At 58.3% G+C, this 16,484-nt stretch carries 13 protein-coding genes; 4 read left to right on the plus strand and 9 right to left on the minus strand.

What is annotated here, in order from left to right:
• Window positions 1-536 precede the first annotated feature (536 nt).
• Together AAFH99_RS02090 and AAFH99_RS02095 are read right to left on the minus strand one after the other, a co-directional pair.
• Window positions 537-890, minus strand: coding sequence for a DUF488 domain-containing protein (locus tag AAFH99_RS02090; RefSeq protein ID WP_406828527.1), 354 nt, complete (start codon window positions 888-890; stop codon window positions 537-539).
• A gap of 143 nt (window positions 891-1,033) precedes the next feature.
• A complete protein-coding gene (locus tag AAFH99_RS02095; RefSeq protein WP_156035312.1) occupies window positions 1,034-1,258 on the minus strand; it encodes a hypothetical protein in 225 nt (74 codons plus the stop codon).
• A gap of 51 nt (window positions 1,259-1,309) precedes the next feature.
• On the opposite strand from AAFH99_RS02095, the gene AAFH99_RS02100 reads away from it, so the two are divergent.
• A complete protein-coding gene (locus AAFH99_RS02100) occupies window positions 1,310-3,562 on the plus strand; it encodes a TonB-dependent receptor (protein WP_406828528.1) in 2,253 nt (750 codons plus the stop codon).
• A 99-nt stretch (window positions 3,563-3,661) separates the two neighbouring features.
• Here AAFH99_RS02100 and AAFH99_RS02105 read toward each other — a convergent pair whose 3' ends face one another.
• Together AAFH99_RS02105 and AAFH99_RS02110 are read right to left on the minus strand one after the other, a co-directional pair.
• On the minus strand, window positions 3,662-5,350 hold the full coding sequence (locus tag AAFH99_RS02105; protein WP_406828529.1) for an alkaline phosphatase D family protein: 1,689 nt from the start codon (window positions 5,348-5,350) through the stop codon (window positions 3,662-3,664).
• A gap of 99 nt (window positions 5,351-5,449) precedes the next feature.
• Window positions 5,450-6,475 carry a zinc-binding dehydrogenase gene (locus AAFH99_RS02110; RefSeq protein ID WP_043320514.1) on the minus strand — a complete coding sequence of 342 codons (1,026 nt, stop codon included), beginning with the start codon at window positions 6,473-6,475 and terminating at the stop codon, window positions 5,450-5,452.
• A gap of 189 nt (window positions 6,476-6,664) precedes the next feature.
• Here AAFH99_RS02110 and AAFH99_RS02115 point away from each other — a divergent pair, with 189 nt between their 5' ends.
• Genes AAFH99_RS02115 through AAFH99_RS02125 form a run of 3 tightly spaced genes read left to right on the plus strand, consistent with a single transcriptional unit; the run spans window position 6,665 to window position 11,607 of the window.
• The gene (locus AAFH99_RS02115; protein ID WP_406828530.1) at window positions 6,665-8,326 is read left to right on the plus strand and encodes a VRR-NUC domain-containing protein; all 1,662 of its coding nucleotides are present in this window, start codon (window positions 6,665-6,667) and stop codon (window positions 8,324-8,326) included.
• Window positions 8,323-10,812 carry an ATP-dependent DNA helicase gene (locus AAFH99_RS02120; RefSeq protein ID WP_406828532.1) on the plus strand — a complete coding sequence of 830 codons (2,490 nt, stop codon included), beginning with the start codon at window positions 8,323-8,325 and terminating at the stop codon, window positions 10,810-10,812. The genes AAFH99_RS02115 and AAFH99_RS02120 overlap by 4 nt, the downstream gene beginning before the upstream one ends.
• A 6-nt stretch (window positions 10,813-10,818) precedes the next feature.
• A complete protein-coding gene (locus tag AAFH99_RS02125) occupies window positions 10,819-11,607 on the plus strand; it encodes a CLCA_X family protein (protein ID WP_406828533.1) in 789 nt (262 codons plus the stop codon).
• On the opposite strand, the gene AAFH99_RS02130 is transcribed toward AAFH99_RS02125, so the two are convergent.
• The 5 genes from AAFH99_RS02130 to AAFH99_RS02150 all read right to left on the minus strand — a co-directional run bounded on the left by AAFH99_RS02130 (window position 11,591) and on the right by AAFH99_RS02150 (window position 16,343).
• Window positions 11,591-12,289 carry a class I SAM-dependent methyltransferase gene (locus tag AAFH99_RS02130; protein ID WP_406828534.1) on the minus strand — a complete coding sequence of 233 codons (699 nt, stop codon included), beginning with the start codon at window positions 12,287-12,289 and terminating at the stop codon, window positions 11,591-11,593. The genes AAFH99_RS02125 and AAFH99_RS02130 overlap by 17 nt on opposite strands.
• Window positions 12,290-12,331: 42 nt before the next feature.
• A complete protein-coding gene (locus AAFH99_RS02135) occupies window positions 12,332-13,243 on the minus strand; it encodes an NAD(P)/FAD-dependent oxidoreductase (protein WP_406828535.1) in 912 nt (303 codons plus the stop codon).
• Entirely contained in the window at window positions 13,230-13,721 is a 492-nt protein-coding gene (locus tag AAFH99_RS02140) for an Rrf2 family transcriptional regulator (protein WP_043320516.1), read from the minus strand. The genes AAFH99_RS02135 and AAFH99_RS02140 overlap by 14 nt, the downstream gene beginning before the upstream one ends.
• 102 nt (window positions 13,722-13,823) lie before the next feature.
• Entirely contained in the window at window positions 13,824-14,567 is a 744-nt protein-coding gene (locus AAFH99_RS02145) for a sulfite exporter TauE/SafE family protein (RefSeq protein WP_051687244.1), read from the minus strand.
• 33 nt (window positions 14,568-14,600) lie between these two features.
• Window positions 14,601-16,343, minus strand: a complete 1,743-nt coding sequence (locus AAFH99_RS02150) for a DUF885 domain-containing protein (protein WP_406828536.1) — start codon at window positions 16,341-16,343, stop codon at window positions 14,601-14,603.
• Window positions 16,344-16,484: the final 141 nt, after the last annotated feature.

Raw genomic sequence — 16,484 nt, forward strand, 5'->3', positions numbered from 1 at the left:
CGCGCCCGCCACCCAATCAAAAAGACCAGCCTCAAATGAGGCTGGTCTCATGACTGTCAAACTGTGGGACAGCAGTGACCCAACGGGTGGCCTTTCTTTTATATCGTCCCAAGCCCTAGGGCTTCGCCCAATTCCCAGGTTCGACCCGGAGGCGCATAGCGCCGGAGAGCAGCGACCGCAGGGAGCTAATCCTCTCGGGGGCATTGCGTTTATGCCACCCCAAGCCCTAGGGCTTCGCCCAATTCCCAGGTTCGACCCGCAGGCGCTCCAAGCCAGCGCTAATCCTCCCGCCCACTGACCCTTTCAAAACTCAGATTCCAGATAGCACAAATCTCCCCAAGTTCATCCAGTGCCCTAGCTGCACAAGCATCCCCTATCGTTACCGAGACACATTGGGTACAGACCACCACTTTCTCGCAGCCCGCAAGCGCCGATAGCCGCTCGTAAAAAATAGCCTCCTCCTCTCTACAGCGGAAAACCGGCGCGGACAGCTCAATATTCAAAACGGACCCCTCCTCCACTAGCGCCAGCTTCACTTATTCTAATTTAAGCTTCTCTATATACTCTTTCAGAACACGCGCCTGATTATGCTCTTCATCCTTGGCACCGTAGAGCAGTACCAGCGGTTCACCGGAAACTTCTTCCAGCTGCGCTTTTACTTCGTCTTTATTCTCTTTTAATTCAGAGAGATATTTTTTCCGAAAGCTTCCCCATTTCTCGGGATCATGGTCGAACCACTGTCGGAGTCCATCGCTGGGCGCCAGGCTCTTCCAGTGATCATCCAGATTCGCCTCGTCCTTGGAGATCCCGCGCGGCCACAAGCGGTCTACCAGCACGCGATAGCCGCCGGTAGTCCCGTCTTCGTATATGCGACACGTTTCAACCTGCATTCTTTCGGCCTCCTCAGGGTATCGACTCCCCTACACAGCGTTGTAGCCTTTCAATGCGCTTACGGCCACCTGGCTGCAGCGACTGTCGACAAGTTGCTCAGTGGTTTTCCCATCACGCCGGTCAAGCAGACTGAAGATACGGCTTATTTAAAGTCGATGTGGATATATCCCCGTCTGCGCACACGGTTATCCACAATGAAGTTCCCCACAGTTTCCCGGGGTAGACCTGTGAATATCTGCTGGATATCTCTCACCAGCCCAGCGGGGTCGTCGCCATGGGCGCGGCGATCAAAATAACGCCAGCCAATATCGTCTGGCAAAAGGCTGTTGCGAACGAATGTCATATTCCAGTCACAGCCCCGACGCATTTGCTCTCTAACATCCGGCTTTTTGCATAGACCATCAACGCTGGAGTTACCATGAATCATCTTTTCCGGGGGAAATTTCCCGTTTCCATCCTCGCTACCCTGATCGCGGCCTCTGCCGCGCCTGCAGTGGCGCAGACCGCGCCGGAAGACATCGAGGAAGTGATTGTCACCGCGCAAAAGCGCTCCCAGTCCATCGTGGACGTGCCGGTAACCATCAGCAGCCTGGATGGCGATACCCTGGAAGCGCTGGGTATCGACCGCTTCGACACCCTGTCGGATATGGTGCCCGGCCTGGTGGTGCAGCAGCAGAGCGTCAACAACAACGGCTATGTGATCCGCGGTCTCACCTCGGACGATGGCAGCGCGCCGGGCGCTGCGCGGGTTTCGGTCTATCTGAACGGCACCGATGTATCGCGCTCGCGCGCCTCCTATTTCGAGGTGTACGACATGGAGCGTATCGAGGTGGTGAAAGGACCGCAGGCCACCCTGTTCGGCACCGCAGCCTCCATCGGCGCCATGAGTTTTATCACCGCAAAGCCCCAGCAGGAATTTGCCTCGTCCCTGACGGCGGCAGCGGGCAACTTCGATATGCAGAAAGTCGAGGGCATGGTGACCGGCGGTAATGACATAGTGCAGGGGCGCGTGGCCTTTACCAGTCGCGAGCGCGCCGGCTACGTGGAAAATACCAGCGGCGAGGCGGATCTGAACGGCTATGAACGCCAGGCGTTTCGCCCGAGCCTGCGCATCACCCCCAGCGACGATCTGACCATTGACCTGGTATACAACCACGATGAAGCCACCGATCCCGGCACGGCGTTTGTCAGCCGCGAACTGCTGTTCACCGACAACGCCGCCCTCAGTGTTCCGGACAATAACGTACTGGGCATGAACGACGTGGGTGTGGACCGCACCGTAAGCGATTTCAATGCGACGCTCAGCTGGGACCTGAACGACCAGCTCGCGCTCACCTATATCGGCGCACAGCGCGATTACGACTCTCTGGAAGCCTTCGACGCTGACGGCACCGGGTTTGAGATGCTGAACTTTTCCGAAGACGCCACCGGTGACCAGACCAGCCACGAACTGCGCCTGAATTTCAGCGGTGACAAGATCAACGGCTTTGTCGGCGCCAGCTATTTCACAGAAAGCGCGCAGCAATCGGTGGGTTACGCCAGTGACGAAGGCACCTTCCTGAGCTGTTCCGGCGGTCTCGCCGCGGCTGGTATTGCCGGCTGTAATGTCGATACCACTGCCCTGCTCACTGGTGGCGCAGTATCTGAGCTGCTGTATGAAAGCGAGTTCACCAATACCGCCGACAACAGCAACCTCAACCTGTTCGCGGACGTCGCCTATCAGATCAGCTCACGTCTCGAGGCCACCGCCGGCGTACGACTGGTGCAGGAAGAACGCGAGTCCGGCTATGTCAGCACCCTGCCCAATTCCATGCTGCTCGCAGCTCTGGGCATCGACAGCGACCTTTTCTTCGGCCTGCTGCCCAACACCGATGGCATCCTCATTCAGGGGGATACCGATAACTCCGCCGTGCTGCCGCGCTTCAACCTGCTCTACAGCGTCAGCGATAACATAAATGTTTACGGCACCGTGTCCCGCGGCGAGCGCTCTGAAGTTGTGGATATGTCCTCCGGTAGCGAGAGCATTCTGCCTTCAGAGGAGATCGACAACTACGAGCTGGGTATCAAGGGGCGCCTGGGCGATACACCACTGGATTACACCCTGGCGGCTTTCTACCAGAATTACGAAAATTTCCAGGTCAATGTGGTGGATCAGGAAAGCGGCCAGAGCCGCACGGAAAATGCGGGCTCCGCTACCAACACCGGTCTGGAAGCGGAACTGCGCTGGTATCCCACAGAACAGCTGCAGATCCTGGCCAACGCCGCCTGGATTGATGCGGGTATCGACGACGATTCCGGCAACGGCAGCTATGCCGGCAACCAGTTCCGCCTGCAGCCGGAACTGACCGCCGCACTGGGTTACATTTATGAAACACCGATCAACGGCGCACTGCTGTTCACCAGCAGCGGCAACTGGAGTTATCGCTCTTCCGTGTACTTCGATATCGCCAATCAGTACGAAGAAGATGCGGTGGATCTGCTGAGTCTGCGCGCGGGCATTGCCGCCAGTGATCGCAACTGGGTACTTACCCTGGCAGCCAGCAATCTGCTGGACGAGGAGTACATCATGGATGCGGGTAATACCGGCGGCGCCTTCGGCTTCCCCACCTACATCGAGGGTGCACCGCGTATGGTCAGTGTGGAATTCAACAAGCGTTTCGGCGCATTCTGATTCCCTGCCTGGCGGAGTCCAGACGCCAGACCACAAAAAAAGCCAGCACCCGGTGCTGGCTTTTTTTGTTTGCGACAGAATAAATTGCCGATCGGGAAACTACACCAGTTTGTGTGTCACCCGGTGGCTGTCGACCTCGGCAAACTCGGTGCTGTCGATATTGTCGATATACTTCCACTCCGCTTCGATTCCATCGCGGCGGAAGGTGAGCGCCATAAAACCCCGCTGGTGCAGGTTGCAGTACTGCAGATCATCCACCAGCACCGACATGCCCCGCGCCAGCTCTTTTGCAGACCGTTCATCCAGTTTCAGGTAGGTTTCCATACCCGGAGAAGTCACGCTGGGGGTTCCGAACTCGAGGCCCACCATGCGGCCATCGTTGTCTTTCAGGTGGTTATACCAGGCATTGTGGGTATCTCCCGCTACCACTACCAGATTCTTACCCTGCTCGCGCACTTCCTGATACAGGGTTTCCCGCTCCACCGCATAACCGTCCCAGGCATCGAGGTTATAAGGTACCGCATTCTGTAAACGCTGTAGCTGCTGTTCGCTGAGCTGCTCACCGCGCAGGCTTGCGGCTTTCAGGCCAATCAGTTCCGAGGTCAGATTTTTGTCTCCGCCCCGGTAGAAGCTGGTCATCAGCTCCACGGGCAAGTGCATACGGCCCATCAGTACCTGCTGGCCCAGTACCTGCCACTGCCCCTTGGAGCGGGCCAGCGTCTTGCGCAGCCATTTGCGCTGCTCCTCTCCCAACAGGGTGCGGCTTGGGCTCGCCACATCCAGACTGAATGCGCGGGTATCAAAATTCCCTTTCTCGTCCATGTAGTTGGCAAACTGCAGTTGCTGATCGCGACCGATTACCCGGGTGTCCAGCATATGCAGATCCAGCAGATCACCAAACTGGAAGCTGCGGTAAATCTGGGGGTTGGTCTCACCCATGGGTGGGCGGATGGGCAACCACTCGTAGTACGCCTGCACCGCGGCGGCGCGGCGGGAATAGAAATCCCCTTCATCGGCACTGTGGTTTTCGGCACCGCCTTTCCAGGTGTCGTTGGTCACCTCGTGGTCGTCCCACACCGCAATAAACGGCGCGGCGGCGTGCAGTGCCTGCAGGCCTGCATCGGTGCGGTAGAGTGCGTAGCGTTTGCGGTAATCCGTCAGCGTCAGGATCTCGCCGCTGTTGTCTTGCGGCAGCGCGCGGCCGATCTTTGCGGCGTTCTGCGTGGCGTAGCCGCCATCGCCGTATTCGTAGATGTAATCACCAAGGTGCAGTACCGCATCCCAGTCATCCGCCTGGGCGGCCAGCTGATACACATTGAAATAGCCCGCGGGATAATTGGAGCAGGAGAAAATCGCCAGTTTTATCTGGTCAACCTCATCCTCTGGCAAGGTTTTGGTACGACCGACCGGGCTCTGCTCATTGGCACCGCTAAAGCGATAGTAATAACGGGTATTCGGCTTCAGGCCGCGCACATCCACCTTGGAGGTATAGTCCCGGGCCAGGTCGGTTTCCACGGTGCCGGCACGCAGTACGCGGGTAAAGCCCGCGTCTTCGGCCAGTTCCCAGGAAATTTTTACCGGGCCGGTGGGATTGGCGTCCAGCGGTGTCGCCCGCGTCCATAAAATCACCGCGTCCTGCAGGGGATCACCACTGGCCACGCCGTAATCAAAGGAGACATTGGAGGGTAACTCCGGCCGGCTCATGGCCTGCAGCGGTGTGGATACGGCGACACTGCCGGTAGTGGCTAACGCAGCTTTGATAAAACTGCGGCGTTTGAGATTGGTCACGGTGACGGCTCCCTGGTGATGAAATCTGGCCCGCCAGCCTAGCGTGACTTTATGACAGAAAAGGAAAAATTAAATGGCAACCGCATCCGGATGCCAGAATTATTTGCCGACATTCAATATCACCTTGCCCACGGAGCGGCCACTGCGTAGCTGTTCGATTGCGGCATGGGCCTGGGTAAACGCGAATTCGTGACCTATATGGGGTGCAGATAATCCGAGCGCAGCACAACCATTTAAAAGCTCGCTAAAAAGTGCCTGTTCCTGCCACAACCAGATCAGGTTGAAAGCCAATACGGATCTGTTGCTGCTGATCATATCCATGACATCATAACGGGGGCGCTTCAGATACAGCCAGGCGGCTTTTAACCAGTTGGGTTTGTCACCCGGGGTAAATTCTGCTGCACCGAACACTACCAGTCGGCCGGTGGGCGCGAGTGCGGCGAACGATTGCTTCTGAATTTCCCCACCGATGCCGTCGAGCACGCAGTGCAATGGCCGATCATTTAATTGCTGCTTTAACTGGCCGGCGAAGTTACTGCCGCGCACGATGATTTCATTGAATCCCTGTTCGGCGAGAAACTGCCGTTTACTTTCCGAGCTCACGGTGCCAATGGGATTTGCCCCCATGCTCACCGCCATACGCATGGCCTGCAAACCAACGCCACCGGCGGCACTCTGTACCAGCACCTGCTGCCCGGGTTTCACCGCGCCCAGACTGGTCAGCGCGTAGTAGGCGGTCAGACTCTGTGCAGGAAAGGCGGCCCCCTCAGCAAAGCTCCACTCATCTGGCATGTGGCGGCAGTGCTGCGGAGGGACATCCACCACCGTGGCGTAGCCACCAAAACGGGTACAGCCGTAAACACGATCTCCCACCTGCAACCCTGTTTGCACCCTGTCGCCGACCGCGATGACAACACCGGCAAACTCCAGCCCGGGAATAAAGCTGCCCTCCGGGGTTGCGGAATAGAGACCGGTCAGGGCAAAGATATCGGCAAAATTGAGGCCCACCGCACGCACCGCGACACGGATATGCTCACCCTGTATCGGGCCCAGCGGCTCTTCCCGCAGGGTCAGGCGGCTGATGGCCCCGGCCTTATCCGTGCGCCATACCTTTCTTTTTATCATGTCTTGTTCAGCGGTCTGTGCCATGTGTAATCCTGCTTTTCGGCCGCCGGTCAGCCTACCGGGCAATCGGTATTTGCGCCACCAGGCGGTGAATGTCCAGACGGTCGCATCCACGTTTGTCCCGTCACTGCCGATGCTGTATAACCATACAGCATTACGCAAAACCCCGCCGAGTACCCCACTTCCGCTATGGCCGAACCTGCCGAACTGACACCCGATTATTACCTCGACAATTTCCGCTCGCTGGTGGAGTTTGTGGTGTCGCGCTACGGGCAATTGTTGTCAGCGCAGGAGCGTTGGTTTTACCAGACTTTCCGACGGCTGCAGCCGGATAGCCAGCGACTCTATGTGCGGTTGCTGTCCCGCAAGGGTGTGCCTTCCTCGTCCGGTGCGCTGTTCAGGCAGCGCAAGCTTGCCTACAGCGAGATCGGTGATTTGGACGCAGCCGTCGAAGAATTGATTGAAGCCGGCCTGCTGCTGCGCAATCCGGTTTTGCCGTTGCGGGAACTGCTGCCACTGTTTACCAAAAACGAACTGCTCGCCCACAGTCTTGAGCCGCTTACAAAATCTCTGAAGCGCCCGGCGGTGGAGCAGGCGCTGTGCAAGCAGGACGCGTCGACAATTCAATGTAGATTGACCAGTGAGCCTCTGCTGGCGGCGCAAGCGGCGGAGCACTTTGACACCTTCAAGCTGTTATTTTTCGGCAACCTCAACCAGGATCTAACCGACTATGTGTTGCGCGACCTGGGACTTTTCCGCTATGAACACTACCCGCTGGAACGGGAGCAACTGCCATTCCAGACACGAGCGCAAGTTGAACAGCACCTGCGCTATTACCAGTGCCTGCAGGAGGCCGAGGCCGCACTGGCGGCAGATACAGAGGCCATCACTACCATTGCAGGCGAATTACCTCAGGGGATAGATGGTGACGGCACCCTGCAGCGGCGCCTGGACAGGCTGCGTCTGACGCTGGCGCGCCAGCTGGAGCGGTTAAACGCACTGGAGGAAGCCGAGCAGCTATACCGGCAGTGCCGTCGCCCACCGGCACGGGAGCGGCGCGCACGGATTGCAGTGAGCCGTGGCGATATCCAGGGCGGCCTGGCACTGTGTGCGGAAATTCTCACTGCCCCGTACAACGAAGCGGAGGCCACCTTTGCGGAGGCGTTTGCCCACCGCACCGCAAAGAAAACCGAAAGTGCTAGAGCCTGGCCAGCACCGAAAAAACACAAACCGGTGACGGAAACAGTAATGCTCGCGCCTTCCGAAGAGCGGGTGGAAATGCTCGCGGCAAGCCACCTTGCAGCGCCGTCTACCGGCGACCAGTGCCACTACGTGGAAAACACCCTGTTTAACGGTGTGCTCGGCCTCGCCATCTGGGATATTTTGTTCGCACCGATTCCCGGTGCCTTTTTCAATCCCTTTCAAATTGCCCCTAGCGATTTCCGCACCGCGGATTTCTATCCACAGCGTTGCGCCGCCTTCGAACAACGGCTCGCCGAACTTGAAAATGGCGACCTGGATAAATGGGTGTGGCGACATTTTCGTGAAAAGCGCGGTATCGCCAACCCACTGGTGTTCTGGGAAGCCCTGCCGGAGACTCTGCTAGAGCAGGCGTTGGAACGGATTCCCACGGAACACTGGCTGGCCATCTTTCGTCGCCTGCTCGGCGATATTGCCCACCACCGCAGCGGCCTGCCGGACCTGATTCTGTTTCCCGCGTCCGCAGGTTACGAACTGGTGGAAGTCAAGGGCCCCGGAGATCGCCTGCAACAGAACCAGCAGCGCTGGCTGGCCTTTTTTGCTAAACACCAGATTCCCCACCGGGTGCTGCATGTGGAGTGGCAGCCTTGAGCGCACACAAAACAGCCTTGAGCGGTGATGAAGCAGTCTTGAGTGAGGAGATGCGAGACGGGATTCAGATTTCCGTGGGCGAGCTGGTGGCGTTCGCCTGCCGCAGCAGCGACCTGGTCTCGAATGTTTCCGGCGGCCCCACTGCCCTGGAAGGAATTCGCGCACACCAGAAACTGCAGAAAAAACGCCCCGCGGGCAGTGAAGCGGAATATTACCTACAGGTGGAAATCGAGCAGGATGCGCAGTCTGTAGTGCTCAGCGGTCGTGTGGATATTCTCCACCCGCAAAGTGACCTGCACCGGCCGGTGCAACTGGATGAAATCAAGACCACCTATGTGCCGCCGCACAAGTTGCCGGAATCCACCCGCGCGCTGCACTGGGCGCAACTGAAAATTTACGGTTTCTGCTATGGGCTGCAGCAGCAGTTTTCCGCGGATACACCGGTCGCGCTGCAAATGCTCTGGCACAACCTCAAAGAGAAAAAAACCTATCCGGAGTTGCAGGAATTTTCCTGGCGCGAGCTGGAACAATTTTCCCGGGAGGCACTTGCACAGTATGTACAGTGGCATCATCGCTGGCAGGCACATAAACACGCAGTGCGCGTATCGGCACAGGCTCTGGAATTTCCATTCGGCCGCTATCGCGATGGCCAGCGGGAGCTTGCGGTGGCGGCCTACCGCTGCCTGCGCGACGGCGGTAAACTGGTGGCCGAGGCGCCCACCGGTATCGGCAAAACCATTAGCACCCTGTTCCCGGCGGTAAAGGCTATGGGAGAGACCGGCCTCGATCAGGTGATATATCTCACCGCAAAAAATTCCGGCCGCCAGGTGGTGCGGGAAACCACAACGAGCCTGCACGAACTGGGGCTGAGACTTTCCGTGCTGGAGCTGCAGGCCCGCGACAAAACCTGTGCCTGCAGCCTCGGGCTCTGTAGCCGCGATGAAGACGGTATCTGCCCGCGCACCAGGGGATTCTATGATCGCCTGCCGCCGGCCCGCCAAGCTTTGCTCGCGCAACCGTTACTCACACCCGAGATAATCGCGCAGGAAGCGGACCGGTTGCAGCTGTGTCCGTTCGAACTCTCGCTGCAGATGCTGCCCTGGGCGGATCTGGTGGTGTGTGATTTCAATTATGTATTCGACCCTCTGGTGCAAATGCACAACCTGCGGGACACACTGCGGCAGCGCGCATTGCTGGTGGACGAGGCGCACAATCTGGGGGATCGCGCGCGCGGTATGTACAGCGCAAAACTCACGCGCAGTGACAGCCGCCGTGCGGCGGCCGAGTGCAAAAGTTCGCATCCGAGCCTACGCCGCGCGATCCAGTCGCTGGTACGAGCGCTGGATAAATGGGTTGTCGAACTGCGGGAATTGCGGGAATCGCGGACAAGTCAAAACCACCCGACCGAGCCAGTGCCCGCAAAATCAGAGCTGTGGATAAGTCAGCCCGGTGACGAGACGCCACAGGCCGTCAACACCGCGATACAGAAAGTGCTGACCGTGGCCAACCAGCTGTGGGAGGCCGCACAACCGCCGCCGGACGCCATTGCCGACTGGCTGAAAAACCTGTTCCGCTTCCAGGCGATCGAACAACTGGCAGGTGAAGAACACCGCTATATCACCCGCGCACAGCGCTCCAGCAATCCCGAGAGCCGCTGGCACGAACAGGAAATCGAATTGCTGTGCCTGAATGCCGCAGAATATCTGCAGCAGGCTTACCGACTTTTCCACTGCGCAATTTTATTTTCCGCCACACTGCGCCCCGCGCACTTTGTGTACCGGCAGCTTGGTCTGCAGGCGGATTCGCCGTACCTGCAACTGCCATCGCCGTTTCATCCGGAGCAAATGGGGCTGTTTGTGTGTCCCTACGTGGATACCCGCTACCGCGCGCGCCAGGGCGCGACCAGTGCCCTGGTGGATATGATTGCGCGCACCTTTCACAGCCGGCCCGGCAACTATCTGGTCTTTTTTCCCTCCTATCGCTTTTTACAGCAGGTCGCCAAGTCTTTCGCCGAGCGCTTTCCGGAAATTGCGCTGGTACAACAGGAGTCCGGCAGTTCCGAACAGCAGCGCGCCCGTTTCCTCGAGTGTTTTCAACCCGGTAGAGAAAGCTTGGGCTTTGCGATTATGGGCGGTATTTTTGGTGAGGGTATTGATTACGTGGGTGAACAGCTGGTGGGGACCATCGTGGTGGGCACCGGCCTGCCCCAGGTCAACGAGGAACAGGAACTGTTGCGCAGTGCCAGTGCCGCGCGCGGAGAAAACGGTTTTGATATCGCCTACCGCTACCCGGGCCTGACCCGCGTGCTGCAAACGGCCGGGCGGGTGATCCGCAGCGAGAGTGACCGCGGCGTGGTGATTCTGGCCGACTACCGTTTTACCGATCCGTTTTATCGCAGCCTGTATCCACAACACTGGCAACCCCGGATCTGCGACAATGGCGAAACACTCGGTGCCGCACTCAAACAATTCTGGGAAACCCGTTAATCCGCCATGGTATTAGACCGCAAGTTTTATCGCCGCAGCCCCCACCAGCGCACCGAGCAGGATAGCGGGCAACGCGTGAGCTTTGTCGATGTGCGCAAGCGTTTCGATTTTCGCGGCATCAAGATCGGGCGCTGGGTAACCGAGGCGGAAAAGACCCGTGCCGCAGGGTTGTTTTACGATGCGCTGATGGACCTGATGATCATTTTGCAGGGGCCGGAACTGCTGGTATCCCTGCGCGGCACCCTCGCGTTTCAGTACGGCAGCGGTGGTCGCCCGGGTATTTCCGCCCACTATGAAATCGGCTCGCGCACCTTTGCCCTGGCTAAAAATGCGGGCCCCGGCGCCATTGCCCACGAGTGGTTTCACGCGCTGGATCACTACCTGGCCGACAAGGCCTTCAGCGACGCGCCCGGCAATATGTTCGCTTCCGAAGCCTGGCTGCGCGATGCCACGCCCATTCCCCACCCGATCAACGATCTGCTGTTTGCCTGCTTCCGCGCGGTGATGCTGGATGAAAGCGGGGAAAACCCCAGCGAACTGTTTCGCGCATCCAAGGCCGCAGACAGGGCCAACGGCACTATCTACTACGCGGACCCGGCGGAAATGTGCGCGCGCGCCTTCGAGGCCTTTGTGCAGGACGCGAGTATCTCCAATAATTTTCTGGTGGCGGGGACCAAAGCAACGGAAGAGGCGAAGATGGGGCTTTACCCCAGCGGGGTACAGCGGGAGCGGATCAACGCGGCCTTCCGCCGGTATTTTTCCGCACTGGGACGGGCACTTATCCAATCCGTGTAGAGAACCAGCCGCGAATCATTCCCACCTGATAAAACGGAACGACAGGCTCAAAGCCGGCGGACTGAATGATTGCCTGCAATACCTGCGGTGTCAGCACTGCAACGTCACGGTCGTAGACCTCGCGCATCCGTTGCACATCCTCAATGGGTGCTTCTCCACCCCGCATAACCCGTATCCAGAGATCGAGCAGCTGATCCTGCGCTGTGGAATTTTCCTCCGCGCACAGATCCGTGCTTACCAGCTTGCCCGCAGGGCGCAATCGCCGTGCGATGTCGGCAAAGAAATCGGTTCGCTCGGTGCGTTCTAGAATAAACTGAGAGACCAGAAATGCACTTGCGCCGTGAAACCTTTCCTTTTCTGGCAGTGATTCCACATAACCCTGATGAAACTCACAACGTGACGCAAAGCCCTCTACGTTGGCATGCTGCCGGCAGATTTCAATCATGGTTTCTGCGGGCTCCACCACGCTGAAGCGCCAACCGGGAAACTGGCGGGCAAGAAAGCGCAGCTCCGCGCCGGTGCCCGCGCCGACACACAGGAAGTTCGCTTCTTGTGGAAGCCCTGCCAATAGATTCTGCATCAACAGATGCAACGCATCATTAAACGGTGCCAGTCTTTGCCACTGGGCATCGTAGTTCGCTGCCTGTTGCTCGAACAATTTTCGTATTCTTTCCCGTTGCATTCGGCCTACCCCACCACTATTCACTCGCTGCAGTCGATTTTCTCAGAGGCCATCAAACATCAGCGAACGGTGTGCCGCGATACCGGCCATAGCGCCATCCGCCATGGCGAATGTCACATTGCCCGCGCCGCGCGCGACATCACCACAGGCGAAGACACCTGCAACCGTTGTCGCCTGCATGCCGTCGGTCTGGATCACCTGACCCACCGGGGTTTCTTCAAACGCACAACCGAGCTGTTCCACCAGTGGCATCGGGTGCTCCAGTCGCGAGGCGACAAGCAGTCCGGCCAAATCAAACTTGCGCCCATCCGTGAGGTGTACGACTGCTCGTTCCCCGGCAATTTTTGATACGGGCGTGCGCTCGATACACACATTGCGTCTGGCGAGTTGACGAAGCTGTTCCGCGTCCGGCTCAAATGACTCATTGATGAAAAATACCGTTGGCCCCCAGTCCGGCAACATCAGCGCATGATGCATGGACACCTCGCCAACCCCCAACACACCGATGGGCTGCCGTTGCAGTTCATAGCCGTGGCAATAAGGGCAGTGAAAAACCGAGGTGCCCCAGCGCTCCTGTAAACCGGGCACCTCGGGTAACACATCGCGCACTCCGGTGGCGAGAATCAGGCGCGCCGCCTGGTAGCGCTTGCCTGCATGGGTGACCAGATGAAAACCATCACCCGCTTTATCGACAGACTCCACCGTTGCCTCCGCCCAGCTGACGGTCGGGTACTCCCACAATTCCGCGCGGCCATCTTCGGCGATATCCGCCGGTGCACGACCATCCTGACCGAGTACCCCGTGCGCATGAGCGGCAAAGCGGTTGCGCCGCTGACCGCCATCCACCACCAGTACCTTGCGGTGCCCCCGCGCCAGTTGCATGGCTGCACTCATGCCGGCGTAGCTGCCGCCGACAATCGCTACATCAAACTCAGTCCCATCAATCGTCGCCATCACTACAGTTCCTCATATGGGCGGCCTCGCTCAGTGCCTGCTGGGTAATGCCGCGCTGATCCAGTCGCTGGTGAAAATCCCGGCTCAGTGACGCCAGGGTGATTTGCTGAAACTGCGACAACAGCAGTGCCTCGGCCGCATCAAACGCTTCCCCCATGGCACTGTTCACCGCCTGCTCCACCAGACAACCGGGGGCTTCGGTGCGGTGCCCGAGGGCCAGAACACCGGGTGCGCCCAGCGCCAGATGGATGTCGTAGAGGGTGACGCTTTCCAGGTCTTTGGCCAGTCGCCAGCCACCGCCGTGGCCTTTTTCCGAGTGCACCAGCCCCTCCTTGCGGAGCCCTGCCAGGATGCGGCGGATCACCACGGGGTTGGTCTGCATCATGCCCGCCAGGGCATCGGAGGTAAGCGGGCCGTCAAACTCCGCCATATGCAGGAGCACGTGCAGCACTCCGCTCAATCTGCTGTCTCTTTTCATGTAACTTACATTATTACATGAAATGGCCGCGCGCAACTCTGACTGCTGAGCCAGCTATTCCGTCGGCGGTGGAAAGAACTTTCAGGAGAGTACAGCCCCGGCTCAGCCGGAGACTGCTTTGCCCAGCAGGGCCAAACCAGATAGGGCCAATAGCCATCGGCAGCTCAGCAGAAATACCCACTCATTGAAGTAATACTGCAGTCGGTAGCCGAGGTAGACACCGAGGTAAGCCGCCGGCACCAGGATCAGTGCGGTCACCAGCAACTCCCGGTTCCAGAAGCCGGCCAGGGTATAGGGCACCAGTTTGATCAGGTTCATTACCCCGAACACCACCCCGGCGGTGGCGAGCCAGGCGAGCTTTGGCAGGCCGCGCCCGATCAGATACATGTTCAGCGGTGGCCCGCCGGCGTGGATCAGTGTACTGGTGACACCGGACATCGCGCCCCACAGCCAGGCGCTGCCCGGCAACCGCGCCACCAGCGGCGCAAGGTTCTGCCAGAAGGCAAACAGCAGGCTGAGAATGCCCAGGGACAGGGTCAGCGCAAAGGGCGAAACCCAGGCCAGCAGCCAGCCGCCCAGCGCTATACCGATCAGGGCCGCGGGCAGCAGTTTTTTGAGCTCGAGCCCGCTGCGGTGTTGCCAGTAGTAGGTGATGGTGCGCAAATCCATCACCAGCAGAATTGGCAGCATCAACGCCACCGCTGTCTCCACCGGGACCACCAGCGCCAGCAGCGGCACCGCAACCACACCGGCGCCACCGGCAAAACCGGATTTGGAAATGCCGGTGAATATCACACCGATGATTGCCAACCCCCAGAACAGGGGGCTACTGCTGATTATTTCCATATCGGATCTGTCACTCGACAGAGTGAATATGGATTATCGTTTGCTTTCCGCATCACTTTCCGCAACAAACCGATCCATCTGCACCTCCAGCATTTCCATAGGCACAGCACCGTTTGCCAGTACCGCATCGTGGAAAGCACGCAGGTCAAACCTGTCGCCCAACTGCTGCTCGGCTTTTTTGCGCAGCTCTCGGATTTTGATTTCACCCATCTTGTAAGACAGCGCCTGCCCCGGCCAGGAGATATAGCGGTCTACTTCTGCACGAACATTCGCTTCCGACAGCGATGTATTTTCCGCGAGATAATCCAGCGCCTGTTGGCGAGTCCAGCCCTGGGAGTGAATGCCGGTATCGATCACCAGTCGCGCTGCGCGCCACATTTCATAGCTCAGGCGGCCGAACTGCTGATAGGGGGTATCGTATACCCCCATCTCCACACCCAGGCGCTCGGTGTACAGAGCCCAACCTTCACCAAAAGCACTCAGGTACAGGTTTTTACGAAACTCCGGCACATTCTCCAGTTCCAGTGAAAGTGCCCCCTGCAGATGATGGCCGGGCACCGCTTCGTGGAGCGTCAGCGCAACCAGTTCGTATAGCGGGCGCTGATCCAGTGCATAGGTATTTACCCAGTAGGCGCCACCGCGGGTTCCGCCAATAGCGGCGGGGTTGTAGGAAGCGGTGGTGTAATTGGGCGCGATTTCATCGGGTACCGGAACCACACCATACGGAAGACGTGGAAGTTTGCCGAAGAACTCCGGCAGGCGGTAATCAATTTTCTTCGCGATATAGGACGCTTCTTTCAGCAACTCATCCGGCGTTTTGGCATAAAACTGCGGGTCGGTACGGAGGAATTCGGTGAACTCCTCAAAGCTGCCGTCAAAGCCGCTGTCTTCGATCAATTGTTGCATTTCACCGCGGATACGTTTGACCTCGGCGAGGCCGATTTTATGAATCTCCCCAGGGTCCATATCCATGGTGACGTAAGTGCGAATGGCGTGGCGGTAGTATGCCTTACCTCCAGGCAGCTGCTCCGCACCGAGACTGTCGGTGGCGGCATTCATATATTCGCCTTCCAAGAAGGTGGCCACTCGGTCGAACGCCGGCATTGCGTGCTCGCGGATCGCCCGCGCTGCCTGCTCTTGTAGCCGCTTCCTGTCCGCTTCCGAAAAGCTTTCGGGAAACTTTTCAAACGGCTCGTACAGACTACTTCTGGTCGGTTCATCGTAGACCTGCGCGCGCACGGTGGGTGCAATACCTTTCACAACGATCTTAGGCAGCACGAAACCATCGTCTATACCTGCGCGCATATTCGCGATGTTCTCGTCAAAAAAGCGGCCGGTATCCTCAATCCGTTGTATGTAATCCTCGTAGTCCGAAACCTGTGACATACTCAGTCCACGACTGGCACTCAGTGCAGTATTCCAGAAACTGTAGAACGTATTGACCGGTATCCGTTCCAGATAAAGCGCATTGGATTCAGCGGAGTTTTTCAGCACCCACAACAACAGATCCCGATTCACCTGGGCATCGGCATCCAATTTGTCACGATCAATATTTTCAAGCCGCTTAATAAATTGTTTTTCTGCTTTCAGACGACGGGCGCGATCTTGCCCGGAAACGCCGGGCAACCGGTTGTTATAACGCTTGTCGCCCATACGGCTGGCCGTAGTGGGATTTTCCTGCAGGTAGAATTGCCAGTGGTCATCAATGACCCGTTGTAGTTGCTCGCTGGGAGCGGCCGCCCACCCTGGCGAGACCAGCACCCAGAGGCAGGTCATCAGAAAGAAGGTTAACCCACGCCTGTTTCGCACAGGCATAGCGGTCGAATATCTTGCCATCGAGGATCTCCCGAGCAGTAATACTTTGCAGTTGGATAGGCGGTAACCATATCACGGTATCGCAGCGTCACGACGACAGGT

It is taken from the genome of Microbulbifer sp. ARAS458-1, from assembly GCF_045348205.1.
Lineage (GTDB): Bacteria > Pseudomonadota > Gammaproteobacteria > Pseudomonadales > Cellvibrionaceae > Microbulbifer.